At 73.0% G+C, this 25171-nt stretch carries 17 protein-coding genes and 1 riboswitch; of the genes, 15 read left to right on the plus strand and 2 right to left on the minus strand.

All coding sequences use genetic code 11. The features are described from left to right. The first annotated feature begins 6 nt into the window (after positions 1-6). The 5 genes from OHA99_RS22220 (at position 7) to mfd (ending at position 11790) form a co-directional block, all read left to right on the plus strand. Complete coding sequence (locus OHA99_RS22220) at positions 7-2715, plus strand: SUKH-4 family immunity protein (protein ID WP_405697419.1); 2709 nt, start codon at positions 7-9, stop codon at positions 2713-2715. A gap of 188 nt (positions 2716-2903) precedes the next feature. Next, positions 2904-3794, plus strand: coding sequence for a cellulose-binding protein (locus tag OHA99_RS22225; protein ID WP_405697421.1), 891 nt, complete (start codon positions 2904-2906; stop codon positions 3792-3794). Between the two features lie 410 nt (positions 3795-4204). Next, positions 4205-4993: an ABC transporter ATP-binding protein gene (locus OHA99_RS22230; RefSeq protein ID WP_007450496.1), complete on the plus strand. Its 789-nt coding sequence runs from the start codon at positions 4205-4207 to the stop codon at positions 4991-4993. Further along, entirely contained in the window at positions 4990-7557 is a 2568-nt protein-coding gene (locus OHA99_RS22235) for an ABC transporter permease (RefSeq protein WP_153179479.1), read from the plus strand. The genes OHA99_RS22230 and OHA99_RS22235 overlap by 4 nt, the downstream gene beginning before the upstream one ends. 678 nt (positions 7558-8235) lie before the next feature. Further along, entirely contained in the window at positions 8236-11790 is a 3555-nt protein-coding gene (gene mfd, locus OHA99_RS22240; protein WP_164384434.1) for a transcription-repair coupling factor, read from the plus strand. Between the two features lie 93 nt (positions 11791-11883). Here the strand turns inward: mfd and OHA99_RS22245 are convergent, their stop codons facing one another. Continuing rightward, positions 11884-12078: an antitoxin gene (locus OHA99_RS22245; protein WP_153179481.1), complete on the minus strand. Its 195-nt coding sequence runs from the start codon at positions 12076-12078 to the stop codon at positions 11884-11886. Between the two features lie 145 nt (positions 12079-12223). Between OHA99_RS22245 and OHA99_RS22250 the strand changes: the two genes are divergently transcribed. Further along, positions 12224-12997 carry an HNH endonuclease family protein gene (locus tag OHA99_RS22250; protein ID WP_282882816.1) on the plus strand — a complete coding sequence of 258 codons (774 nt, stop codon included), beginning with the start codon at positions 12224-12226 and terminating at the stop codon, positions 12995-12997. Positions 12998-13083: 86 nt separating this feature from the next. On the opposite strand, the gene OHA99_RS22255 is transcribed toward OHA99_RS22250, so the two are convergent. Beyond that, on the minus strand, positions 13084-13602 hold the full coding sequence (locus OHA99_RS22255) for a hypothetical protein (protein WP_164384436.1): 519 nt from the start codon (positions 13600-13602) through the stop codon (positions 13084-13086). Between the two features lie 215 nt (positions 13603-13817). Here OHA99_RS22255 and OHA99_RS22260 point away from each other — a divergent pair, with 215 nt between their 5' ends. From OHA99_RS22260 to eno, 9 genes are all read left to right on the plus strand, one after another. After that, complete coding sequence (locus OHA99_RS22260; protein WP_405697426.1) at positions 13818-15863, plus strand: N-6 DNA methylase; 2046 nt, start codon at positions 13818-13820, stop codon at positions 15861-15863. A 132-nt stretch (positions 15864-15995) separates the two neighbouring features. Further along, complete coding sequence (locus OHA99_RS22265) at positions 15996-16607, plus strand: hypothetical protein (RefSeq protein WP_405697429.1); 612 nt, start codon at positions 15996-15998, stop codon at positions 16605-16607. Between the two features lie 38 nt (positions 16608-16645). Beyond that, the gene (pkaE, locus tag OHA99_RS22270; RefSeq protein WP_381502991.1) at positions 16646-18136 is read left to right on the plus strand and encodes a serine/threonine protein kinase PkaE; all 1491 of its coding nucleotides are present in this window, start codon (positions 16646-16648) and stop codon (positions 18134-18136) included. Between the two features lie 160 nt (positions 18137-18296). Further along, on the plus strand, positions 18297-18950 hold the full coding sequence (locus OHA99_RS22275) for a SurA N-terminal domain-containing protein (RefSeq protein WP_007450478.1): 654 nt from the start codon (positions 18297-18299) through the stop codon (positions 18948-18950). 76 nt (positions 18951-19026) lie between these two features. After that, on the plus strand, positions 19027-20004 hold the full coding sequence (locus OHA99_RS22280) for a nucleoside triphosphate pyrophosphohydrolase (RefSeq protein WP_153179487.1): 978 nt from the start codon (positions 19027-19029) through the stop codon (positions 20002-20004). After that, on the plus strand, positions 20001-21344 hold the full coding sequence (locus OHA99_RS22285) for a cytochrome P450 (protein WP_405697432.1): 1344 nt from the start codon (positions 20001-20003) through the stop codon (positions 21342-21344). Before OHA99_RS22280 ends, OHA99_RS22285 begins: the two co-directional genes overlap by 4 nt. 143 nt (positions 21345-21487) lie before the next feature. Continuing rightward, positions 21488-22525 carry a transglycosylase family protein gene (locus OHA99_RS22290; protein ID WP_366472091.1) on the plus strand — a complete coding sequence of 346 codons (1038 nt, stop codon included), beginning with the start codon at positions 21488-21490 and terminating at the stop codon, positions 22523-22525. Positions 22526-22708: 183 nt separating this feature from the next. Beyond that, a riboswitch (cyclic di-AMP (ydaO/yuaA leader) is annotated at positions 22709-22875 on the plus strand. A 3-nt stretch (positions 22876-22878) separates the two neighbouring features. Continuing rightward, the gene (gene rpfA / locus OHA99_RS22295) at positions 22879-23607 is read left to right on the plus strand and encodes a resuscitation-promoting factor protein RpfA (RefSeq protein WP_087790661.1); all 729 of its coding nucleotides are present in this window, start codon (positions 22879-22881) and stop codon (positions 23605-23607) included. Between the two features lie 272 nt (positions 23608-23879). Beyond that, positions 23880-25160, plus strand: a complete 1281-nt coding sequence (gene eno / locus OHA99_RS22300) for a phosphopyruvate hydratase (RefSeq protein ID WP_153179490.1) — start codon at positions 23880-23882, stop codon at positions 25158-25160. Positions 25161-25171 lie beyond the last annotated feature (11 nt).

The raw sequence follows: 25171 nt of genomic DNA on the forward strand, positions 1-25171 counted from the left end.
CTGACGATGGTGACGTTCGCGCAGGCGCAGGAGCGCGCGGAGGAGTGGGTCAACGGCGAGCTGCCGGCGTACCAGCACCGTGAGGTGCGGGTGCGGGAGTTCGACCTCGGGTTCGTGGTGTGGGCGGAGGACCGTGCGGACGGGCCCCGTTCGGACGGGGGTGCGCAGCGGCTGGTGATCGCCCGGGACAGTGGCGAGGCGACGCTGTGGCCCGCGCTGCCGGTGGGTGAGGTGATCCGCCGGTACGAGGAGGAGTACGGCCGTCCGGACGAGGCGGAGGTGTCGGCTCCGGCGCCCGCGGCGCGGGTGGACCTGAACCAGACGTCCTTCTTGCTGAGTCCGCCGGAGTGGTTGCAGGAGGCGGCGGACCGGATCGGCATTCCGGATCGCCGGCGTGGGGATCAGGAGGGGCCGGACGGGCCGGAGGGCGGTGGCACCGGGGGAGCCGGAGTTGTCGCCGGTGCCGGGTCCGGTGCCGGTGGCGGGCTGCCCGAGACGCAGGCCGGGGTGCCGTCGGCTCCGGTGGCGTCGGCGGACGCCTCGTCCGGGAGCGGCGCGGGATGGCCGGCCGCGGGCGCGGGTGACCCGGGGGCGGGCGCGGGTGCGTCCGGTGTGCCGAGTGGCCCGGGTGCGCCGGGTGCGCCTGCCGGGGCGACGCCCTGGGCGGGGACGGACACCAACGCGGACGCCGGTGAGGACCGTTCCGTGCCGCTGCCCCAGACCGTGTTCGCGCCGCCGTTGAGCGGTGCCGACGACGACACGCCGCCGCCCTCCGCGACGCCGGACGCCAAGACGGCGCTGATGTCGGGCGGCAGCCGGCTTCCGCCGACGGCGCTCTCGCCGGCGATCGGCGACCCGAACGCGCCGGGCGGGCCGGGTGCGCCGGGTGGTCCGAACGCTCCGGGCGTGCCTGCCGGGGCGGACACGCCGCCGCCCGCGCCGCCGACGCCGCCCGCTGGGCAGCCGTCCGCAGGGGACATCGCCGACGCCGCGACCAGCAAGGCGGGGCCCCCGCCGCGCCGTGGCGGTGGCGCGTCGACGCCGCCTCCGCCGAGCGCACCGGGTGTGCCGGGCGCGCGTCCGGGGAGCACGCCCGCGCCGTCGGGGACTCCGGCACCGGGTACGCCGGCGGGTGGTTACGTGCCGACGCAGCTGGTGTCGTCGCTCGGCCCCGAGGGCCCGGGCGGTCCGGGTGCTCCGGGTACGCCTCCCCCGCCCAACGCCCCCGGTACTCCGCCCCCGCCCAACGCCCCGCAGCCTCCGGCCGGTCCGGGTGCGCCGGGTACGCCGCCTCCGCCGAGTGCGCCGAACGTGCCGGGTGGGACGCCGCCGGGCGCTGTGCACCACGCCGCGACGATGCTGGCCGACCCGGGCCGGACGGGCGGCGGCGCCCCGCAACCGCCCGGTCCGCCCGGTCCCCCCGGGGCTCCTGGTGCTCCCGCCGCTCCGGGGGCGCCCGGCGCTCCTGCCGGTGCGGGTGCGCCGCCGCCTCCCCCGTCCGCTCCCGGCGCTCCGGGTGCCGTGCCGCCGCCGCCCGGTTCCGCGGGGGGCGCGGGGGGTGCCGTGCACCACGCGGAGACCATGCTGGCGTCGCCCTCGGTGGGCGGTCCCGGCGGCGTCGGTGCGCCGCCGCCCCCGCCCGGTGCCGTACCCGCCCCGCCCGGTGCCGTACCGCCGCCGCCCGGGCAGCCCGTGCCGGGTCAGCCCCCGGCGTACGGCTATCCGCCGCAGCCCACCGGTCAGCCGACCGTCGGCCCCGGCTACCAGGCCGTGCTGCGCTACCGCGCGCAGGACGGTTCCGAGCAGCAGCTGATCCGGCGTTCCGCGCCGGGTACGCCGCACCCGGAGTGGCAGATGTTCCACGAGCTGCGCTCCATGAACGTGCCGCCGGACCAGGTCCTCGAACTGCACACCGAGCTGGAGTCGTGCGAGCTGCCGGGCGCGTACTGCGCGCGGATGATCCGGGAGCAGTGGCCGCAGGCGCGGATCACGTCGATCGCGCCGTACGGCCTGGACCACGCGAGCCGGCAGCAGGGCATGCGGCAGCTGCTGGCGCACCAGGGCGAGCTGCACCAGGTGGCCGACGGGCCGGCGCGTCCGGCGCCGGTGCGCGCTCCGCTGCCGCAGGTGCAGCCGGTGCCGCCGGTCCCGCCGGAGGCCGTCGGGCAGGAGCTGGCCGGGGCCTTCGGGCCGGGGGTGTTCCGGTTCGAGCAGGCCGCGGTGTCCCGGCAGGGGGTGCCGCCGGTGGTGGCGCACACGCTGGTGGCCGCGGGGCTGCCGATGGACATGGGGCCGTTCTTCTGGGCGCAGGCCCAGCCGGGGCGCCCGGTGCCGACGCTGGCGGAGCTGGCGGCGGAGCGCGGGGTGCAGCCGGCCTCGGACGCGGGGTCGTACCTCGTCGTGGGCAGTGACTTCGGCCGGGCGCTCTGTGTGCAGTACGGCACGGCGGCCATCGTGGCGGTGCCGGTGGAGGCGGGTCCGGGCGGTGCGCCCGTGCCGCCGCAGTTCGTGAACTCGGGGCTGCCGGAGTTCGCGCGTTCCCTGGCGCTGCTGGGCCGGATGTGGCGGCTCAGGTTCGGTCTGAACCAGGAGCAGGCGGGCCGCTGGACCGTGGACTTCCAGGCGCAGTTGGCCGCGCTGGACCCGGCGGCGCTCGGGTCGCCGGAGAGCTGGTGGTCGGTGCTGCTCGAGCAGATGTGGGACGGGCTGCTGTGAGGCGCTCGCGCCGCTGAGGTGCCCGACGGGCGGGGCCCGGTCGACCTGTGGGTCGGCCGGGCCCCGCCCTTTTGTGTGCGGTGTGTCGGATTATGTGGGCTTACATCCGGTCCATAAAGTCGGTCGGGTCCATGTGATGCGGCAGGTTCACCGCGAGGTGAGCACAGGGTGATGCAGGGGTGATGGGCATGAGCGGTGCATCGGCGTCTCCCCACGGCTTCGTGACCGTGCGCGGCCGCGGCCGCGGTTACCGTCCCGAGCAGGTGGAGGCGTACGCCGCCGCCCTCTGCGAGGAACGGGACGCGGCCTGGGAGCGGGCCGCCCGGCTCACCGTGCTGGCCCGGGAGATGGAGGAGGACCTGGGGGACCTGGAGGAGGTGGTCGAGCAGCTCACCGCGCAGGACTACGAGGTGCTGGGGGAGCAGGCGCGGGATCTGTTCCGGCTGGTCGAGGCGGAGGCCGAGGCGGTGCGCGAGCGGGCGCGCGGTGCCGCGGAGGGCCTGATGGAAAACGCGCGGGCGCACGCGGCCGGGGTGCGGGAGGCCGCCCGGGCGCATGCCGACGCCGTACGCGCCGAGGCCGACGAACGGGCGCGGCAGTTGCTGCTCGCGGCGCGCGCGGAGGCCGACGAGGCGCGGATCGCGGCGCGGCGCGAGGTGAAGGCGGAGCGCGCGGAGGCGCTGTCCGCGCTGCGCGAGACGCGCAGGCGTGCCACCGGGACGGCGGCCGAGCAGAGCGGGGAGTTGGCCGGGCGGTGGGCCGCCGCCGAGCGGGCCGAGGAGGAGCGGGCGAGGGCCCTGGACGACCGTCACGCGGAGTTGACGGCGCGGGCCGAGCAGGGGGTGCGCGAGGCGGAGCGGGAGCTGGCCCACGCGCGGGAGGCAGCCGTGCGGCGCCAGGAGGAGGCCCGGGCGCGGGCGGCCGAGGTGGTCGCCGAGGCCCGGGTCCGTCAGGAGCGCATCGCCCGCGACACGGAACGGGTGCTGCGCGAGCACGGGGAGCGGTGGGACGAGTTGCAGGCCCAGATGGACTCCGTGCGCAGCAGCCTCAGTTCGCTGACCGGCCGCGCGGTGGAGTGACGGTCCGACGGTCCGGGCGGGGCGCGCTTGACCCTGACGTCGCGTCAGGGTGGAGGCTCGGTGCGTCTGAAGGTGGAGGGCGACCCTGAGGTCCGCTCCACCGGAGGGTGGACTGCCCCTAGGGGTACCTCCGTACTAAGGGTCGGGGAGGGTTCGTACCGACGGAGGACGAGGCGGGGGCGGTGGCGTCCTTAGTCTGGCTTTACACCGCTGGGGGGCGGTGAACCGGACCCGCGGGGGTGGGGTTTTCCTCAGTAGAAGACTGCGCTGAACACCAGCGCGGTCGGCCCCCGGTTCCGGCCAGACTCTTCGAGACAGCAACCGGGACGGCAACCAGGCGCATGCGCGGCGGCACGGACGTCGCGCCGGGCACCGGCGGCTCACTCGATGACCGACATAGGAGACTTGACATGACATCGGCCGTAAGTATTCCCGCACACGGGAGCACTGGAGGGCGTACGGCCGTTGCCGCGCGAGCGCGGCAGGTCGTGAAGGCATACGGATCGGGCGAGACCCGGGTGGTCGCCCTCGACCACGTGGACGTGGACATCGCCCGCGGGCAGTTCACCGCGATCATGGGCCCTTCGGGTTCCGGCAAGTCCACGCTGATGCACTGCCTGGCCGGCCTGGACACGGTCACCGGCGGGCAGATCTACCTCGACGAGACCGAGATAACCGGCCTGAAGGACAAGAAGCTCACGCAGCTGCGCCGGGACCGGATCGGCTTCATCTTCCAGGCGTTCAACCTGCTCCCGACGCTCAACGCGATCGAGAACATCACGCTGCCCATGGACATCGCGGGCCGCAAGTACGACCGCGCGTGGCTGGACCGCGTCGTGGAGACCGTGGGGCTCGCCGGGCGGCTCAAGCACCGGCCCACCCAGCTCTCCGGCGGCCAGCAGCAGCGGGTCGCGGTGGCGCGGGCGCTGGCCGCCCAGCCCGAGATCATCTTCGGTGACGAGCCGACCGGAAACCTCGACTCGCGGGCCGGCGCCGAAGTCCTCGGCTTCCTGCGCCGCTCGGTCACCGAGCTGGGCCAGACCATCGTCATGGTCACCCACGACCCGGTCGCCGCCAGCTACGCGGACCGCGTGCTCTACCTGGCCGACGGCCGGATCGTCGACGAGATGTACCAGCCCACCGCCGAGGCCGTCCTCGACCGGATGAAGGACTTCGACGCCCGGGGGCGCACGTCATGACCGTCGTGAAGACCTCGATGCGCAACTTCCTCGCGCACAAGGGCCGCATGGCGCTCTCGGCGGTGGCGGTGCTGCTGTCGGTGGCGTTCGTGTGCGGCACCCTGGTGTTCACCGACACGATGAACACCACCTTCGACAAGCTCTTCGCCGTCACCTCGTCGGACGTGACGGTCGCCCCGAAGGACGCCGAGGCCGAGGACACCCCGCAGAACGGGGTGCCCGAGTCGCTGCCGGCGTCCACGCTGGAGAAGATCCGTTCGGTGGACGGGGTGGAGTCCGTCGAGGGCGCGGTCGTCTCGATGAACGTGACCGTCGTCAACTCCGACAACGACAACGTGGGAGCCACCAGCGGCGCCCCCACCCTCGCCGGGAACTGGACCAGGAACGACCTGCGGTCCATGGAGATCACCTCGGGCCACGCGCCGCGCGGTCCGACCGAGACGATGGTCGACTCCGACACCGCCGACAAGCACGACCTGAAGATCGGCGACGAGCTGCGCACCATCGCGCAGACCGGCGACTTCAAGGCGAAGATCGTCGGCATCGCCTCCTTCACCGTCACCAACCCCGGTGCCGCGGTCGTCTACTTCGACACCCCCACCGCCCAGCGTGAACTGCTCGGCGGCGCGGACCGGTTCAGCCAGTTCAACGTCACCGCGGCCTCCGGCGTCACCGACGCGCAGCTCAAGCGGAACGTCTCCGGCGCCCTGGGCGACGGCGCGTTCAAGATCCAGACGGCCAAGGAGGCGTCCGACGAGGGCCGCGCGGACGTCGGCGAGTTCATGGACGTCATCAAGTACGCCATGCTCGGCTTCGCCGGGATCGCGTTCCTGGTCGGCATCTTCCTGATCATCAACACCTTCTCCATGCTGGTCGCCCAGCGCACCCGCGAGATCGGCCTGATGCGGGCCATCGGCTCCTCCCGCCGGCAGGTCAACCGCTCGGTGCTGGTCGAGGCGCTCCTCCTCGGCGTCGTCGGCTCGGTCCTCGGCGTCGCGGCCGGTGTCGGCATCGCGATCGGCCTGATGAAGCTGATGTCGGCGGCGGGCATGAACCTGTCCACCGACGACCTCACCATCAAGACGGCGACCCCCGTGACCGGCCTGATCCTCGGCGTCGTCGTCACCGTCCTGGCCGCCTACCTGCCGGCCCGCCGGGCCGGGAAGATCTCCCCGATGGCCGCCCTGCGCGACGCCGGAACCCCGGCCGACGCCAAGGCCGGCTGGATACGCGGCCTGATCGGCCTGGTGCTCACCGGCGCCGGCGCCGCCGCCCTGCTCACGGCCGCCTCCGCGGACAAGGCGAGCGACGGCGCGACGATGCTCGGCGCGGGCATCGTGCTCTCCCTCATCGGCTTCGTCGTCATCGGCCCGCTGCTGGCCGGGTTCGTGGTGCGGGTGATCAGCGCGGTGCTGCTGCGGGCCTTCGGCCCCGTGGGCCGCCTCGCCGAGCGCAACGCCCTGCGCAACCCGCGCCGCACCGGTGCCACCGGCGCCGCCCTGATGATCGGCCTCGCGCTGGTCGCCTGCCTGTCCGTCGTCGGCTCCTCCATGGTCGCCTCGGCCACCAGCGAGCTGGACAAGACGGTCGGCGCGGACTTCATCGTCCAGGGCAACCAGCGGATCGTGCCGCAGGCCGAGAAGGCCATGACCAACACCCCCGGCCTGGAGCACGTCACCCGCTACAAGGTGCTCGACGCCACGCTGACCTCGCCCGACGGCAAGACGGACGACGACGGTCTCACCGCCGCCGACCCCACCTACGCCGAGGACGTACGCCGCGCCACGACCGAGGGCGAGCTCTCCGCCGCCTACGGCACCGACGCCATGTCGGTCGGCTCGGACTACGCCGCGAAGCACGGCGTCCACGTCGGCGACACCGTGTCCGTCGCCTTCAAGGGCGGTGAGACCGCGAAGCTCAAGGTCGCCGCGATCACCAGCGACGACGTGGCCATCGACCAGGGCGCCCGGTACATCAGCATCGCGACGATGGAGAAGTACCTGCCGGCCGAGAACGTCCCGCCGAACACGATCATGTTCGCCAAGGCGAAGGACGGCCGGGCCGACCAGGCGTACGACGCGCTGAAGAAGTCCCTGGACGCCTACCCGCAGTACCAGGTGGCCGACCAGACCGACTACAAGCAGGAACTGAAGGACCAGATCGGCCAGCTCCTGAACATGGTGTACGGCCTGCTCGCCCTCGCGATCATCGTCGCCGTCCTCGGTGTGGTGAACACCCTGGCGCTGTCGGTGGTCGAGCGGACCCGGGAGATCGGCCTGATGCGGGCCATCGGCCTCTCCCGCCGCCAGCTGCGCCGCATGATCCGCATGGAGTCCGTGGTCATCGCCCTCTTCGGTGCCCTGCTCGGCCTCGGCCTGGGCATGGGCTGGGGCGCCACGGCCCAGAAGCTGCTCGCCCTGGAGGGTCTGAACGTCCTGGACATCCCCTGGCCGACGATCATCGGCGTCTTCATCGGCTCGGCCTTCGTGGGCCTGTTCGCCGCCCTGGTCCCGGCCTTCCGGGCAGGCCGCATGAACGTCCTGAACGCCATCGCGACGGAGTAGCTCCCGTCCCCACCGCCACCGCACACGGGGGTTGCGGGGGAGGGCCCGGCGCCAACGTCCCAGGAGGACGAAGGCGCCGGGCCCCTTTTTGCGCGGGCCCGCGAGGCACCACGACGCCCCGCCCCGCCCCGAGTCGTCCGCCACTCCCGACGGGGCCGGGGAGCGGCTGTCTTCCGGGGCCGAGTCGTCGGGGGGCCCGGGGTGCTGCGGTCTTCCGGTGCTGAGTCGTCGGGGGTTCCGGGGTGCTCCGGTCTTCCGCCCCGAGGCGTCCGGGTGTCCCGGGGTGCTGCGGTCTTCCGGCGCCGAGTCGCCTGGGGACCCCAGGGTGCTGCGGTCGTCCGCCCCCGAGTCGTTCGAGGGCACGGGTGCTGCCGCTTTGCGCCCCCGAGTCGTCCGGGGGCCAGGGACCGGGGCGCCGAGTCCTCCTCCCCCGAGTCGTCCGTCACCCCGGGCGTTCGCTTTTCAGCCCACCGAGTCGGGTGGTGGGGCGGGCACAGGGCCGGGGGTCCAGGGGGCGGAGCCCCCTGGTACGGGCACCGCGGCGCCGGCCACCACGCACCCGGCGTCGTCCACAGCCCCCGACGCCCGCGCATGCGGAGACGTACGCTGGAGGCACCCCGGCCCGCGGCGCGCGTCGGGCCCGTCGTGTTGTACACCCCCGCACGGAAAGCGCCCCGAATGAGCCTGCACGGTCTGCTCGACGCCGTAGTCAAGGACACCGCCCTCGCGGAAGCGATCGCGGCGGCCGCAGACGGCAACCGCATGCACGTCGACCTGGTCGGCCCCCCCGCGGCCCGCCCCTTCGCGATCGCCGCCCTGGCCCGCGAGACGGGCCGCCCGGTGCTGGCGGTGACGGCGACGGGACGCGAGGCGGAGGACCTGGCCGCGGCCCTGCGCTCCCTGCTCCCGCCCGAGGGCGTCGTCGAGTACCCCTCCTGGGAGACCCTCCCGCACGAGCGGCTCAGCCCCCGCAGCGACACCGTCGGCCGCCGCCTCGCCGTCCTGCGGCGCCTGGCCCACCCCCGCCCCGACGACCCCGAGACCGGCCCGGTCTCCGTCGTCGTCGCACCCGTACGTTCCGTGCTCCAGCCGCAGGTCAAGGGCCTGGGCGACCTGGAGCCGGTGGCCCTGCGCACCGGGCAGAGCGCCGACCTGGGGGAGATCGTCGAGGCCCTGGCGGCAGCGGCGTACGCGCGCGTCGAGCTGGTGGAGAAGCGCGGCGAGTTCGCCGTGCGCGGCGGCATCCTGGACGTGTTCCCGCCGACCGAGGAGCACCCGCTCCGGGTGGAGTTCTGGGGCGACGACGTCGAGGAGATCCGTTACTTCAAGGTCGCCGACCAGCGCTCCCTCGAGGTCGCCGAGCACGGCGTGTGGGCGCCGCCCTGCCGTGAGCTGCTGCTGACCCCGGACGTGCGCGAGCGGGCCGCGGCCCTCGCCGAGGACCACCCGGAGCTGGGCGAACTGCTCGGCAAGATCGCCGAGGGCATCGCGGTGGAGGGCATGGAGTCGCTGGCCCCCGTCCTCGTCGACGACATGGAGCTGCTCCTGGACGTGCTGCCCAAGGGCTCGATGTCCGTGGTCTGCGACCCGGAGCGGGTGCGGACCCGGGCCGCCGACCTGGTGGCGACGTCCCAGGAGTTCCTCCAGGCGTCCTGGGCCGCCACCGCCGGCGGCGGCGAGGCACCGATCGACGTGAACGCGGCCTCCCTGTGGTCCATCGCCGACGTCCGGGAGCGGGCCCGCGAGCTGGACATGATGTGGTGGTCGGTCTCCCCCTTCGCCGCCGACGAGACGCTGACGTCCGACGCCGACGCGGAGGGCGACTCGGACACCCTCAAGCTCGGCATGCACGCCCCCGACACCTACCGCGGCGACACCGCCAAGGCACTGGCCGACACCAAGGGCTGGCTCGCCGACGGCTGGCGCGCGGTCTACCTGACCGAGGGCCACGGCCCCGCCTCCCGCACCGTCGAGGTCCTAGGCGGCGAGGGCATCGCCGCCCGCCTCGACCAGGACCTCGGTACGCTCAGCCCCTCGGTCGTGCACGTCTCCTGCGGTTCGCTCGACCACGGCTTCGTCGACCAGGCCCTCAAGCTCGCCGTGCTCACCGAGACCGACCTGACCGGGCAGAAGGCCGCAGGACGCGACGGCGCCCGGATGCCCGCCCGGCGCCGCAAGACCATCGACCCGCTCACCCTGGAGGCGGGCGACTACATCGTCCACGAGCAGCACGGCGTGGGCCGCTACATCGAGATGGTGCAGCGCACCGTCCAGGGCGCCACCCGCGAGTACCTGGTCGTGGAGTACGCCCCGGCCAAGCGCGGCCAGCCCGGCGACCGGCTCTACATCCCCACCGACCAGCTGGAGCAGATCACCAAGTACGTCGGCGGCGAGGCCCCCACCCTGCACCGGCTCGGCGGCGCCGACTGGACCAAGACCAAGGCCCGCGCGAAGAAGGCGGTCAAGGAGATCGCCGCCGACCTGATCAAGCTCTATAGCGCGCGGATGGCGGCGCCCGGCCACGCGTTCGGCGCGGACACCCCCTGGCAGCGCGAGCTGGAGGACGCCTTCCCCTACGCGGAGACGCCGGACCAGCTCACCACCATCGCCGAGGTCAAGGACGACATGGAGAAGACGGTCCCCATGGACCGCCTGATCTGCGGCGACGTCGGCTACGGCAAGACCGAGATCGCGGTCCGCGCCGCCTTCAAGGCCGTCCAGGACGGCAAGCAGGTCGCCGTCCTGGTGCCCACGACGCTCCTGGTGCAGCAGCACTTCGGCACGTTCGGCGAGCGCTACGCCCAGTTCCCGGTGAACGTGAAGGCGCTGTCCCGCTTCCAGACCGACACCGAGTCCAAGGCGACCCTGGAGGGCCTGCGCGAGGGCTCCGTGGACATCGTCATCGGCACCCACCGCCTGTTCTCCTCGGAGACCAAGTTCAAGGACCTGGGCCTGGTCATCGTCGACGAGGAGCAGCGCTTCGGCGTCGAGCACAAGGAGCAGCTGAAGAAGCTGCGCGCCAACGTCGACGTGCTGACCATGTCCGCCACCCCCATCCCGCGCACCCTGGAGATGGCGGTCACCGGCATCCGCGAGATGTCCACGATCACCACCCCGCCGGAGGAGCGCCACCCGGTGCTGACCTTCGTCGGCCCCTACGAGCACAAGCAGATCGGCGCCGCCATCCGCCGCGAGCTGCTGCGCGAGGGCCAGGTCTTCTACATCCACAACCGCGTCGAGTCCATCGACCGCGCGGCGGCCAAGCTGCGCGAGATCGTCCCCGAGGCGCGCATCGCCACCGCCCACGGCCAGATGTCGGAGCAGGCCCTGGAGCAGGTCGTCGTCGACTTCTGGGAGAAGAAGTTCGACGTACTGGTCTCCACCACGATCGTCGAGTCCGGCATCGACATCTCCAACGCCAACACCCTCATCGTCGAGCGCGGCGACAACTTCGGCCTCAGCCAGCTCCACCAGTTGCGCGGCCGCGTCGGCCGTGGCCGCGAGCGCGGGTATGCGTACTTCCTCTACCCGCCGGAGAAGCCCCTGACGGAGACGGCGCACGAGCGCCTGGCGACCATCGCCCAGCACACCGAGATGGGCGCGGGCATGTACGTGGCGATGAAGGACCTGGAGATCCGCGGCGCGGGCAACCTGCTCGGCGGCGAGCAGTCCGGCCACATCGCCGGTGTCGGCTTCGACCTGTACGTGCGGATGGTCGGCGAGGCCGTCGCCGACTACCGGGCCTCTCTGGAGGGCGGTGTGGAGGAGGAGCCGCCGCTCGAGGTCAAGATCGAGCTGCCCGTCGACGCGCACGTCCCGCACGACTACGCCCCCGGCGAGCGGCTGCGCCTCCAGGCGTACCGGTCCATCGCCTCCGCCAACAGCGAGGAGGACATCAAGGCCGTACGGGAGGAACTCGTCGACCGCTACGGCAAGTTGCCGGAGCCGGTGGAGAACCTGCTGCTGGTCGCGGGCCTGCGGATGCTCGCGCGGGCGTGCGCCGTCGGCGAGATCGTGCTCCAGGGCAACAACATCCGCTTCGCGCCCGTGGAGTTGCGCGAGTCCCAGGAGCTGAGGCTCAAGCGGCTCTACCCCGGCAGCGTCATCAAGGGCGGCACCCACCAGGTGCTCGTACCGCGCCCGAAGACCGCGAAGGTGGGCGGCAAGCCGCTGGTCGGGCGGGAGCTGCTGGGCTGGGTGGGCGAGTTCCTGACCTCGATCCTGGGGTCGTAGCGCCCGCGCCGGTTCGTCGCGACCGTTGACGAAGCCGTCCACGGGAGAGTCGCCGTGGACGGCTTCGACGTGTCCGGGTTACGTGAAGCGGTGCTAGTGCTCCCGGCCGCCGCCCTCGTCGCGTCCGAAGCCGAGCTTGCCCTCGGCCTGCTGCTGCGCGGCGTCGACCTGCTTCTCGTACTTGCCGCCGGTCCGCTGGTTCACCTGGCGCTCGGCGGCGTCGGACACCTTCCTGGACTTGTCCTTGTCCTTGCCGGCCATGCTCTTCATCTTGTCGAGGATGCCCATGCAGAGCTCCTTCCGAGACGTGACTCACTGTCGACCGTACGACAGATATGTCCCGTGTGCCCATTAACGCCCGTCTAAGGCCCCCTACGCCCCGGACCCCTCCCTCGCTACGGTTGTGGTCGCGAACGGCAAGGGGAGGGCGCGTATGAGGCGGCACAGCGGGATCCGTACCGGATGGGCCGCCGGAGCGGTCCTGGCCCTGGCCCTGGTGACCGGCTGCGAAGGATTGGAGGCGGACGGCGACACCCCGGCCTCGGGCGGCGGCGCCGCGGCGCCCGCCGCGGGCCATGCCGTCAGCCCGCTGAGCAATCCGGACGGGACCGAACCGGGACTCGCCCCGGTGACGGGTGGCAGTCCGCGCGCCGAGGCCCGCAGGCTGATCGACGGTCTCACGACCAAGGGGCGCGGCCCCAAGACGGGGTACGACCGCGACGAGTTCGGCTACGCGTGGATGGACACGGCGGACGGAGTGCCGCTGGCGAGGAACGGCTGTGACACGCGGAACGACCTGCTGAAGCGCGACGGCCAGAAGGTGCGCTTCCGGTCCGGCTCCGACTGCGTGGTCATCGCGATGACGCTGGACGACCCGTACACCGGGACGAGCATCGAGTGGCGCAAGCAGAAGGCGAGCGAGGTCCAGATCGATCACGTCGTGCCGCTGTCGTACAGCTGGCAGATGGGCTCCTCGCGGTGGCCGGAGAACAAACGCGAGCAACTGGCCAACGACCCGCTGAACCTGCTCCCCGTCGAGGGCCGTGCCAACTCCGCCAAGAGCGACTCCGGCCCGGCCTCCTGGCTGCCGCCCAGCAAGGCGGTCCGCTGCGCGTACGCGGTGCGGTTCGCGCAGGTCGCCGTCAAGTACGAGCTGGCGGTGACGAAGGCGGACAAGGCGATGATGTCCGAGCAGTGCCGGGACTGACGGAGCAGTGCCGGGACTGACGGAGCGGGGCCGGGCTGACGGCGGGCCGGGGCGCGGGAGCGCCCCCGGGCGCGGCCGGCCGGGCGTCAGAACTGACCGTTGCCGAGCAGCTCGCCGTCCGCGTCGTAGACGGTGACGAGGCCGTTCTCGCTGTCCTTCCAGTCGGCGAACGCGGAGGCGATGAGCTTGGCCGGGCCCGTGCCCTCGCCCATGATGCCGCCGGTGAAGTCGGTGTAGACGTCGGCGGCGTCGAGGATGTCGTTCTGCTCGTCGGCGCCCTGCACCTTGGTGACGTGGGAGACGGCGTCCTTCTCGTTGGCTGAGCCGTTCTTCTGCACGAACGCCTTGAACTGCTCGGCCTGGGACGCCTTCTCGACGGCCTTGTCCTCGGCGGGCTTCGCGTCGGCGGCGCCGTCCGACTTCTCGCCGCCCTTCTCGGCGCCGCCCTTGTCCTTGGCGCCGCCGTCCGCGTTCTCGCCGGCGCTCGCCGAGGTCCGGCTGTCGCTCTTGCCGTCGCCGTCCCCGTCGCCCGAGTTCGCCGACATGGCGCCGATGACGGCGATCCCCACCACGGCACCCAGCGCGATCTTGGTCTTCATCCCCATGATGTCGGTCCTCTCCCCAGAGACAGATCAGTTGTCGACCGTGAACCGGAACCCGTTGTCGGGCCGGTCCGTGGTTCGGTGCGTCAATAAGAGCAGAGCTTGTGAACCGAGTCAACACGGTTCACACGGGTGGGGCAGTACACGGCGTGAATCGGGGTCCACCCGTGTTCATCGGTAGGATCGGCATCACACGACCAGGACGAGGGGGCCCGAGCGTGCAGGACAACGGGACAGAGGTGACCGCCGCCGGTATCGCGCGGCTCGCCGGCGTCGGCCGGGCCGCCGTCAGCAACTGGCGCCGTCGGCACGCGGACTTCCCCAGACCCGTCGGCGGCACCGAGACCAGCCCGTCCTTCGCCCTCGCCGACATCGAGGCATGGCTGCGCGCCCAGGGCAAACTCGCCGAGGTCCCCCCGCGCGAACGCGTCTGGCAGCAACTCGCCGGCCACCCCGAGGGACCGGTCACCGCCCTCACGCACGCCGGCTGCGTCCTCCTGCTCGTCCACGAGCGCCCGAACCTGTGGCTGGACGCGAGCGCCGGCTCCGACGAACGCCTCGCCGCCATGCTGCCCGCCGCCCTCGACCAGGTGCTCGACGCCCGCTTCGGCCCGGGCCCCGAGCGCACCGTCGCCACCCCGATCGGCCCCCGGCTGCTCCCCTCCGCGCCGCTCCTGCGCGGCGCCGCCGAACTCGCCGCCGGACCGGGCGCCCGCAAGGCGTACGAGTTCCTGCTCGGCCGGCATCTCGACGCCAACCCGCGGCAGTACACGCTCACCCCGGAACCCCTGGCCGAGCTGATGGCCGAACTCGCCGGCCCCGCCCGCACGGTCCTCGACCCCGCCTGCGGCACCGGCACCCTGCTCCGGGCCGTCACCGCCACCGCCACCCGCCCCGGGCAGGAGCTGTACGGCCAGGACAGCGACCCCGCACTGGCCGCCCTCACCGCGCTGCGCCTCGCCCTGAGCACGGACGCCACCGTGCGGATCGCCGCCGGGGACAGCCTGCGCGCCGACGCCCGTACCGCCCTGCGCGCCGACGCCGCCCTGTGCCACCCCCCGTTCAACGAGCGCAACTGGGGCCACGACGAACTCGCCTACGACGCCCGCTGGGAGTACGGCTTCCCGGCCCGCACCGAGTCCGAACTGGCCTGGGTGCAGCACGCCCTGGCCCGTGTCAGGGACGGCGGCACCGTCGTCGTCCTCATGCCGCCCGCCGCCGCCTCCCGCCGCTCCGGCCGCCGTGTCCGCGCCGACCTGCTGCGCCGGGGCGCCCTGCGCGCCGTGATCGCCCTGCCGGTCGGCGCCGCACCCCCGTACAACATCCCCCTGCACCTGTGGGTGCTGCGCCGGCCCGAGAGGGCGCCCGCGCGGCCCGAGGTGCTGCTCGCCGACGCGGGGCAGTTCGCCGGGGAGGGACGCGGCGGACCGGACTGGCGGTCCGTGCGGGACGCCGTGCTCGACGCGTGGGGGACCTACGACCGCACCGGCCGGCTCGACGACCGGCCGGGCCTCGCCCGCTGCCTGCCCGTCATCGAACTCCTCGACGACGACGTCGACCTGGCCCCCGCCCGCCACCTGCCGCCCCCCACCGCCACCGGCGGCACCGGACGGCTCTCGGACGTGCGCGAACGCCTGGACGAGACCCTGCGCCTCACCGCGGAACTGACCCCCGCGGCCCCCGGCACCGGACGCGCCGCGCCCCGCCGCCCGCTCACCACCGTCGGCGAACTCGCCCGCGCGGGCGCCCTGACCCTGCGCACCGGCACCAACGGCGGCCACGCGCGCGTGCCCGTCCTCACCGACCACGACGTCCTCACCGGCACCGGCCCCTCCGGCACCCTCCCGGAGAGCGACGAGGAACCCGTGCTGACCGAACCCGGCGACGTCGTCGTACCCGTCCTCGGCGGCGGCACGGTCGCCCGTGTGATCGACGACGCGACCGCCGGCGCCGCCCTGGGGCGCGGCCTCGTGCTCCTGCGCCCCGACCCCGCCGCCCTCGACCCCTGGTTCCTCGCCGGGTTCCTGCGCGGCACCGCCAACCACCGGCAGGCCAGCAGCTACGCCTCCACCGCCACCCGTCTCGACGTACGCCGCCTCCAACTGCCCCGGCTGCCCCTCGACGCCCAGCGCGGCTACGGCGACCGCTTCCGCGCCCTCGACGAGTTCGAACGCGCGCTGCGCCTCGCGGGCCGCCTGGGGGAGCAACTGGTGCGGGGCATGTACGACGGGCTCACGGACGGCACGGTGGACCCGGGCCGGTGACGGCCGACGGTCGGAGCGACAACGGTTCGGTACAACCGTGACCCGTTGTCCGTACCGGCCTATACGCTCGGACCTCCACTCCGAACGGCCCGGTCCGTCCGGCACGTCGGCATCACCCGTCCAGGAGCAGTCATGTACGGCAACAGCGCCGGGCCGCCGCCCTCCCGCGGCGCGGCCACTGTCATCACCCTGCGCGTGCTGTACGCCGCCGCCGGTTTCCTGACGTGCGGTCTGCTCGCCTGCGTACCGCTGTTCCGGGTCGCGGTGCTGCGCGGCCGCTGGTACGACTGGACGGCCGCCTGGGTGAGCCTGCCGCTGTCCATCGCCTGTCTGGCCGTCGTCGGTTCGTTCCCCGAGACGGACCACCGGACGGACGCCGCGATGGCCGGACTGCTGCTGATCGGAGCGGCGGCCACGGCGTACTTCCTGGTGACCGACATACGCCTGCACGCCGCCCCGCGCTCCTTCGCCGACTACCCGCCGCACCACGCCCCCACCCCCGGCCCGCACCCCACCCCCGGCCCGCACCCCACCCCCGGCCCGCACTACGGCCCGGCGCACTCGGTCGGGCCGTACGTGCCCCCCGCGCCCGCCCAGCACCCCGTCGCCCCGCCGCCGCAGCACCACCCCGCCCCCGCCCGCATCGACCAGGTCCGCGCCGAACTCGACGAGCTCAGCGACTACCTGCGCCACCACGACGGCGGCAGCCACGACGGCCGCGGCCACCACCAGGGCGGAAGGTGACCGTGGCGACGGGACGCGTCGTCGCCGGCCGGTACGAGCTGTCCACGCTCATCGGCCAGGGCGGCATGGGACAGGTCTGGACGGCGTACGACCGGCGCCTGGACCGGCGCGTGGCGGTGAAGCTGCTGCGCCCCGACAAGGTCGCCGGGCAGGAGGCCGACGAACTGCGCCGCCGGTTCGTGCGCGAGTGCCGGATCACCGCACAGGTCGACCACCCCGGCCTGGTCACGGTGCACGACGCGGGCAGCGAGGGCGAGGAGCTGTTCCTCGTCATGCAGTACGTCGACGGCGCCGACCTCTCCGACCATCTCGCCGAGCACGAGCCCTACCCGTGGCAGTGGGCGGTAGCGGTCGCGGCCCAGCTGTGCGCCGTACTGAGCGCCGTGCACGCCGTGCCGATCGTCCACCGCGACCTGAAACCGCGCAATGTGATGGTCAGACAGGACGGCGCCGTCACCGTCCTGGACCTCGGTGTCGCCTCCGTCATGGACGCCGACACCACCCGCCTCACCCACACCGGCACCCCCATCGGCTCGCCCGCCTACATGGCGCCCGAGCAGGCCATGGGCGGCGCCGTCGGCCCGTACACCGACCTGTACGCGCTCGGTGTGCTGCTGCACGAACTGCTCAGCGGCGACGTCCCGTTCTCCGGCTCGACGGCGCTCGGCGTGCTGCACCGGCACCTGTACGAGCCCCCGCTGCCCGTGCGCGGCATCCGTCCCGAGGTCCCGGAGGCGCTCGAGGCCCTGGTGCTGCGTCTGCTCGCCAAGGACCCGCAGCACCGCCCCGACTCCGCCCAGGAGGTGTACGAGCACCTGGCGCTCCTGCTGCCCGCGCGCGGCGTACCCACCGGCGGCCCCCTGGACCCCACCCGCCCCTTCGTGCGCCCGCACGCCCCCTGGCCCGACCGCGCCCGCACCCCCGCGCCGCAGCCGGCCCCCGCCCCGCCCGTCGCCGAGGCGGGCAAGCCGGACGTCGCCCGTGCCGTCGACGACGTCAAGCGGCTGCTCGGCGAGGGCCGCATCACCCAGGCCGTCGACATCCTCGGCGCGATCCTGCCCGCCGCCGCCGAACAGCACGGCGAACGCTCCCCGGTCGTGCGCACCCTGCGCAAGCAGTACGCGGCGACCCTCATGGACGACGGCCAGTACCGGCGCGCCCTGCCCGAACTGCGCCGCCTCGCCGACGAACGCGCCGCCGAGGCCGGCCAGGCCGACCCGCAGTCCCTGCGCCACCGCTACGACGCCGCCCAGTGCCTGGAACAGCTCGGCGAACCGGCCGCCGCACTCACCGAGTACCGCGCGCTGCTGCCGTACTACGAGAACCGGTACGTCGCCGGGGACCCCGACCTCGCGCACGACGTGCGCCGCCGCATCGGCCACCTGCTCCTCGCCCTCGGCGACCGCGCCGCCGCCCACGACACGCTGGCCCGGCTGTTGCACGACGTGGAGCGCGTCCACGGCCCCGGCCACCCGCTCGCGGCCGAGATCCGGCGCACGTTGCAGTGGCTCGGCCGGATGCGCGGCTGACCGCCGGCCGACGGCCGCGGGGTGCGGGCGGGCGCGAGGCGGTGCCCGAAGTCCTGATGAATCGTTGGTCCAATGGGTTGGCCAGAGCCGGGCCACTGCCTAACATCGATCATCGCAAGACTTTGTGCACCGTCGCACAATCTCCAAACGGGAGGTTCCCTTGCACCGCCGCAGCCGCCGTCGCCCCGCGCTTCTCCTCACCGCCGCGATCGCCGCAGCGGCACCCCTGCTCACCGCCTGCGGCAGCGACGCGCACCCGGGCGCCGCGGCCGTCGTCGGCGACCAGCGGATCACCGTCGCCCAGCTGGAGAACCGCGTCGACGAGGTGCGCGAGGCCCAGCGCGCCGCCGTCCCGGACGACGCCCAGTACCAGCAGGTGGTCGCCAGGACCGGCACCCTCACCCGCGACACCCTGCACGGCATGGTCCTCGACCGGGTCCTGCACCGCGCCGCCCAGGACGCCGGGGTGACCGTCAGCCGCAAGGAGGTGCAGGGGATGCGCGGCGATCTGGAGACGCAGGCCGGCGGCCCCGAGCAGCTGGAGACGGTCTGGCTCCAGCAGTACGGCGTCGCCCCCGAGCGCCTCGACGACAACCTCCGCGTCCAGCTGGAGGCCCAGAAGCTCGCCCAGAGCCTCGGCACCGACACCAGCCGGCCCGAGTTCTGGCAGGCCCTGTCCGAGGCCTCCAAGAAGCTCGACGTCGACCTCAACCCGCGCTACGGCGCCTGGGACGTCCAGAAGAGCAGCCGCGTCGACACGCCGACGCCGTGGGTGCGGGAGGTCGCGGCGGCCGGCGGGCAGCAGCCGGCATAGCGCCGCTGAGCTGCACCGATACCATCCCCTGTGGACAACTCGCGGGGCCGTCGGGAGCGTGCGTTAGGTTCGGGGAGTGAACGCAACCAGCGCCGGCCCGACCGCCCCCGACCAGGGCCGCATCGTCCTGCTCACCACCAGCCACCGGGTCGCCCCCGGCCTGCTGTCCTGGCCCGCCTGGCAGGCCCTGCGGACCGCCGACCGCGTCCTGTGCGCCGACGGCGCCCACCCGCAGCTGCCCTATCTGCGCGAGGCGGGCATCCGGGTCGACGAGGCGGCCCCGACCGCAGAGGAACTGGTGGACGCCTGCGCCGGCGGCCGCACGGCCGTGGTCGTCGCCACCGGCGAGGGCGACCCCGCGCTCACCGACGGACTCGCCCGCCTCGCCGGCTCCGGCCGCGTCCACATGCCCGAGCTCGAACTGCTCCCCGCCTCCTACGACCTCCCGGGCGCCCGACTCCTCGACCTCGTCCAGGTCATGGACCGCATCCGCCTCGAATGCCCCTGGTCCTCGCGGCGCACCCACCAGGGCCTGGCCAAGTACGCCATCGAGGAGGCGTACGAACTCGTCGAGGCCATCGAGGACGGCGACCGCGACGAACTGCGGGAGGAGCTGGGCGACGTGCTCCTCCAGGTCGTCTTCCACGCCCGCATCGCCGAGGAGGACCCGGACGCCCCGTTCTCCGTGGACGACGTGGCCGGCACCATCGTCGACAAGCTCGTCCACCGCCACCCGCACGTCTTCGGCGACGAGACGGCCGAGACCCCCGAGGAGGTCCGCGAGCACTGGCTGCGCACCAAGGCCGCCGAGAAGCAGCGCACCTCGGTCACCGAGGGCGTCCCCCTCGGCCAGCCCGGCCTGGCCCTCGCCGCCAAGCTCCACTCCCGCGTCCGCACCGCGGGCCTCGACGTCCCGCTGCCCACCGGCGAGGGCATCGGCTACGACCTGCTCGCCCTAGCCGCCCGCGCCGAGGCGGGGGGCACCGACCCCGAGGCGGCCCTGAGAGCGGCGGCCCGCGCCTACCGGGACGCGATCAGGGCGGTCGAGGGATGACCGGCAGCCCGCCGGCCCCCGGTCCTGCTTCCGGCCCCGTCCCCGGTCCTGCGTCCGGCCCCGTCCCCGAGCTGTTCAGCTGGGAGTTCGCGAGCGACCCCTACCCCGCCTACGCCTGGCTGCGCGAACACGCCCCCGTGCACCGCACCCGGCTGCCCAGCGGGGTGGAGGCCTGGCTGGTCACCCGGTACGCCGACGCGAAACAGGCCCTCGCCGACCCGCGGCTGTCCAAGAACCCGGCGCACCACGACGAGCCCGCGCACGCCAAGGGCAAGACCGGCATTCCGGGGGAGCGGAAGGCCGAGCTGATGACCCATCTGCTCAACATCGACCCGCCCGACCACACCAGGCTGCGACGGCTGGTCAGCAAGGCGTTCACGCCCCGCCGCGTGGCCGAGTTCGCGCCCCGGGTGCAGGAACTGGCCGACGGCCTCATCGACCGGTTCGTCGCCACCGGCTCCGCCGACCTCATCCACGAGTTCGCCTTCCCGCTGCCCATCTACGCCATCTGCGACCTGCTCGGCGTCCCCCGCGAGGACCAGGACGACTTCCGGGACTGGGCGGGCATGATGATCCGTCACGGCGGTGGCCCGCGCGGCGGCGTCGCACGCTCGGTGAAGAAGATGCGCGGCTACCTCGCCGACCTCATCCACCGCAAGCGTGCCGCGCTGCCGCCCGAGCCCGCACCCGGCGAAGACCTCATCTCCGCCCTGATCCGCGCCTCCGACCACGGCGAGCACCTCACCGAGAACGAGGCCGCGGCCATGGCCTTCATCCTGCTCTTCGCAGGATTCGAAACCACCGTCAACCTGGTCGGCAACGGCACGTACGCGCTGCTCACCCACCCCGAGCAGCGCGAGCGGCTGCAGACCTCGCTGGCCGCAGGCGAGCGCGGCCTGCTGGAGACCGGCGTCGAGGAACTCCTGCGCTACGACGGCCCGGTGGAGCTGGCGACCTGGCGGTTCGCCACCCGGCCGCTGAGCATCGGCGGGCAGGAGGTCGCGGCCGGCGATCCCGTCCTCGTCGTCCTGGCCGCCGCCGACCGGGACCCGGAGCGGTTCACCGACCCGGACACCCTGGACCTCGCCCGCCGCGACAGCCAGCACCTCGGGTACGGACACGGCATCCACTACTGCCTCGGCGCCCCGCTCGCCCGGCTGGAGGGGCAGACGGCGCTGGCCACGCTCCTCACCCGGCTGCCGGACCTCCGCCTCGCCGCGGAACCGGCCGAACTCCGGTGGCGCGGCGGCCTCATCATGCGCGGTCTGCGCACTTTGCCGGTGTCGTTCACCCCGCCCGCGTCATCGGCCGACAACGGTCCGTCGCCGACGCAAAAGTGACACGCGCTCAACTCTGTGATCTTCACGTGATCTGCGCGGCATGAACTTGTGACAAGTGATGATCTCCCTATACGTTCACGGATCAACGTGGTGTCGAGCGTCATCCGCCGCGTGGTCCCCGTCGTCTTGTGAAAGGTCGTCGCATGCTCTCCGGGAACGGTCGTCACCGCCGCCCCCGCCAGGCGCCCGCTCTGGTCGTCGCAGCCGGAGTGACCGGCTCCGCCATCGCGATCCCCCTGCTCGGCGCCACCGGTGCCCACGCGGCCGACGGAGCGAACTGGGACCGCGTCGCCGAGTGCGAGACCGGCGGCGCCTGGAGCCAGAACAGCGGCAACGGGTACTACGGGGGCCTGCAACTGTCGCAGGAGGTCTGGGAGCAGTACGGCGGTCTGGACTACGCGCCCAGCGCCGACCAGGCCAGTCGCTCCCAGCAGATAAGAATCGCCGAGAAGATACACGCGGACCAGGGCATCGCCGCCTGGCCGACCTGCGGACTGCTGGCCGGCCTGGGCAACGGCCCGGGGGTCGCGAGCGGCGGCTCGGACGCGGCCGGTGACGGTGCGTCGGAGGGCACGGACGCGTCGGGGGAGACGGACGGCTCCGGTTCGTCCGAATCGCCCACGACCACCGAAAAGCCCGAGTCGTCGCAGTCTCCCGAGTCGTCCGAGCCCTCCCAGTCGTCCGGTACGACCGACTCGGCCGACACGGACGACGCTCCCGAGTCGGCGTCCGGAGCGCCCTCTTCGTCCCCTTCGCCCACTTCTTCGCCGTCCTCCGGCGCCCCCTCCGAGGCCGCGCCCGACGACGTGACCCCCTCCACGAAGTCGGACACACCCACCGAATCCGACCGCGGCGCCGGCGCGGAACAGCGGGATGCCGAGGGGTCGTCCGGCTCCGGCCGCCACCGCGGCGACAGCGCGGACGAGGGTGCGGCGGACAGGAGCCGCGACGACGACTCGACGGGGCGGCACGCCTCGCGGGACGGCGAGCCGCGAGAGGTCGAGGACGGCTCGTACACGGTCCGCTCCGGCGACAACCTCTGGGCCATCGCCGACTCCCTTGAGGTCGACGGTGGGTGGCGCGCGCTGTACGCCGGCAACAAGACGGTCGTCGGCGCCGACCCGGACCACATCCTGCCCGGTCAGACGCTCACGGTCACGGGCGAATCGGGCGAAAAGTAGGGGGAGTTCGCGTCACGGTTAGAGACCGTATGTCCCTTTTGGATCTCGTGAGAGATAGGTCTCAGAAGCCGTGATCGTCTTTGAAAATCCGCGGAGCGCGTGTCTACGGTCATGACCGCTCGCCACCGCGGGCCCCGACAGCCGCAACGCCGAATCCTGCCAGCGGCCGTACGGGAACAGTCGTCGCGTCAAGCGCCGCAGGCAGGAGCGGGGGACCCAAGGTAAGTGCCGCACCGGGCAGTTGAGCCGGAGCGGCTAGGGGTGAAGCCGAGTTCCGCGAGGAACCCGGCCGGGCAACTCAACCGGCCCGAACCCGACAGCTCACCTCGCAGGCGTCGGTGAGGGGATCAACCATGCTGTTTTCCGGCAAGGGCAAGCACCGTCGCCCGTCCAAGGCCACCCGTGTCATCGCCGTCGCCGGCGTCACCGGTGCCGCCGTCGCCGCCCCGCTGATGGCGGCCGGCAACGCCTCCGCCGCCACCGCGTCCGAGTGGGACGCCGTCGCCCAGTGCGAGTCCGGCGGCAACTGGTCCATCAACACCGGCAACGGTTACTACGGCGGTCTGCAGTTCTCCGCCTCCACCTGGGCCGCCTACGGCGGTACGCAGTACGCCTCCTCCGCCGACCAGGCGAGCAAGTCCCAGCAGATCGAGATCGCCGAGAAGGTGCTCGCGGGCCAGGGCAAGGGTGCCTGGCCGGTCTGCGGCACCGGCCTGTCGGGCGCCGCGTACACCGGTGGCGGCTCCGAGGACAGCGGTTCCTCCAGCTCCGAGAGCTCGCAGAGCCAGAGCAGCGGCTCCACCGCCGAGCGCTCCACCGAGCAGAAGGCCTCCCGCTCCTCCGAGCGCCCGGCCGCCGAGCCGAAGGCCGAGAAGCCCGCCAAGAAGACCGTCACCACCCCGACCGGCAAGAAGGTCGAGAAGGGCGACGGCGAGTACAAGGTCGTCAAGGGCGACACCCTCAGCTCGATCGCCGAGGAGCACGACGTCAAGGGCGGCTGGGCGAAGCTGTTCAAGCTGAACGACGACATCGTCGACGACGCCGACCTGATCTACCCGGGCCAGCAGCTGCACCTGAAGTAAGGGGCGGCGGCTCCCCCGACTCCCGCCCCGGTGCGTGTTCCCCCGTACGCACCGGGGCGGGATTTTTCGTGCCCCGGTCTCGCGGGGTACCCGCCCGGTTTCCGGAAACGTCTTTGTTCCGTTCGGAAACAATTTACTCTCGGTTCTGTCCAGCGGGTGGGCGATCGGCTGGCCGATCGCCCCGGGCCGGTTAGGCTCGGTCCCGCAGAGCCGCCGCGGTCCCGCGGGACCGCGCGTCACACCGAAGCGTCACATTGAAGAAGGAGATGCTCGTGCCGTCCATCGACGTCGTCGTAGCCCGGGAAATCCTGGACTCCCGAGGCAACCCCACGGTCGAGGTCGAGGTCGGCCTCGACGACGGCAGCACGGGTCGTGCCGCCGTTCCGTCCGGCGCCTCCACCGGTGCCTTCGAGGCCATCGAACTCCGTGACGGCGACCAGAGCCGTTACCTCGGCAAGGGCGTCGAGAAGGCCGTGCTGGCCGTCATCGAGCAGATCGGCCCGGAGCTGGTCGGCTACGACGCCACCGAGCAGCGGCTGATCGACCAGGCCATGTTCGACCTGGACGCCACCGACAACAAGGGCTCGCTCGGCGCCAACGCCATCCTCGGCGTCTCCCTCGCCGTCGCCCACGCCGCCTCCGAGGCCAGCGACCTGCCGCTCTTCCGCTACCTGGGCGGCCCGAACGCGCACCTGCTGCCGGTGCCGATGATGAACATCCTGAACGGCGGCTCGCACGCCGACTCCAACGTGGACATCCAGGAGTTCATGATCGCGCCGATCGGCGCGGAGTCCTTCTCCGAGGCCCTGCGCTGGGGCGCCGAGGTCTACCACACCCTCAAGAAGGTCCTGAAGAACAAGGGCCTGGCCACCGGCCTCGGCGACGAGGGCGGCTTCGCCCCGAACCTCGGCTCCAACCGCGAGGCCCTCGACCTCATCCTCGAGGCGATCAAGGAGGCCGGCTACACCCCCGGCGAGCAGATCGCCCTGGCGCTCGACGTCGCCGCGTCCGAGTTCTACAAGGACGGCTCCTACTCCTTCGAGGGCAAGGAGCGCACCGCCGCCGAGATGACCGAGTACTACGCCGAGCTGGTCGAGGCGTACCCGCTGGTCTCCATCGAGGACCCGCTGTTCGAGGACGACTGGGACGGCTGGAAGACCATCACCGCCAAGCTCGGTGACAAGGTCCAGCTCGTCGGCGACGACCTGTTCGTCACCAACCCGGAGCGCCTGGCCCGCGGCATCGAGGAGAACTCGGCCAACGCCCTGCTGGTCAAGGTCAACCAGATCGGCTCGCTGACCGAGACCCTGGACGCCGTCGAGCTGGCCCAGCGCAACGGCTTCAAGTGCATGATGTCCCACCGCTCCGGCGAGACCGAGGACGTCACCATCGCCGACCTGGCCGTCGCCACCAACTGCGGCCAGATCAAGACCGGTGCCCCGGCCCGCTCCGAGCGCGTCGCCAAGTACAACCAGCTGCTGCGCATCGAGGAGATCCTCGACGACGCCGCGGTGTACGCCGGCCGCAGCGCGTTCCCCCGCTTCAAGGGCTGAGCACCACCCGG

It is taken from the genome of Streptomyces coelicoflavus, assembly GCF_045041415.1.
GTDB lineage: Bacteria > Actinomycetota > Actinomycetes > Streptomycetales > Streptomycetaceae > Streptomyces > Streptomyces coelicoflavus.

Excerpts from the sequence above, each read along its gene's own strand:
- OHA99_RS22220 (WP_405697419.1), top strand. The coding sequence starts at position 7 with ATGGTGACGTTCGCGCAGGCGCAGGAGCGCGCGGAGGAGTGGGTCAAC.
- OHA99_RS22225 (WP_405697421.1), top strand. The coding sequence starts at position 2,904 with ATGAGCGGTGCATCGGCGTCTCCCCACGGCTTCGTGACCGTGCGCGGC.
- OHA99_RS22230 (WP_007450496.1), top strand. The coding sequence starts at position 4,205 with ATGACATCGGCCGTAAGTATTCCCGCACACGGGAGCACTGGAGGGCGT.
- OHA99_RS22235 (WP_153179479.1), top strand. The coding sequence starts at position 4,990 with ATGACCGTCGTGAAGACCTCGATGCGCAACTTCCTCGCGCACAAGGGC.
- mfd (WP_164384434.1), top strand. The coding sequence starts at position 8,236 with ATGAGCCTGCACGGTCTGCTCGACGCCGTAGTCAAGGACACCGCCCTC.
- OHA99_RS22245 (WP_153179481.1), bottom strand. The coding sequence starts at position 12,078 with ATGGGCATCCTCGACAAGATGAAGAGCATGGCCGGCAAGGACAAGGAC.
- OHA99_RS22250 (WP_282882816.1), top strand. The coding sequence starts at position 12,224 with ATGAGGCGGCACAGCGGGATCCGTACCGGATGGGCCGCCGGAGCGGTC.
- OHA99_RS22255 (WP_164384436.1), bottom strand. The coding sequence starts at position 13,602 with ATGGGGATGAAGACCAAGATCGCGCTGGGTGCCGTGGTGGGGATCGCC.
- OHA99_RS22265 (WP_405697429.1), top strand. The coding sequence starts at position 15,996 with ATGTACGGCAACAGCGCCGGGCCGCCGCCCTCCCGCGGCGCGGCCACT.
- OHA99_RS22285 (WP_405697432.1), top strand. The coding sequence starts at position 20,001 with ATGACCGGCAGCCCGCCGGCCCCCGGTCCTGCTTCCGGCCCCGTCCCC.
- OHA99_RS22290 (WP_366472091.1), top strand. The coding sequence starts at position 21,488 with ATGCTCTCCGGGAACGGTCGTCACCGCCGCCCCCGCCAGGCGCCCGCT.
- rpfA (WP_087790661.1), top strand. The coding sequence starts at position 22,879 with ATGCTGTTTTCCGGCAAGGGCAAGCACCGTCGCCCGTCCAAGGCCACC.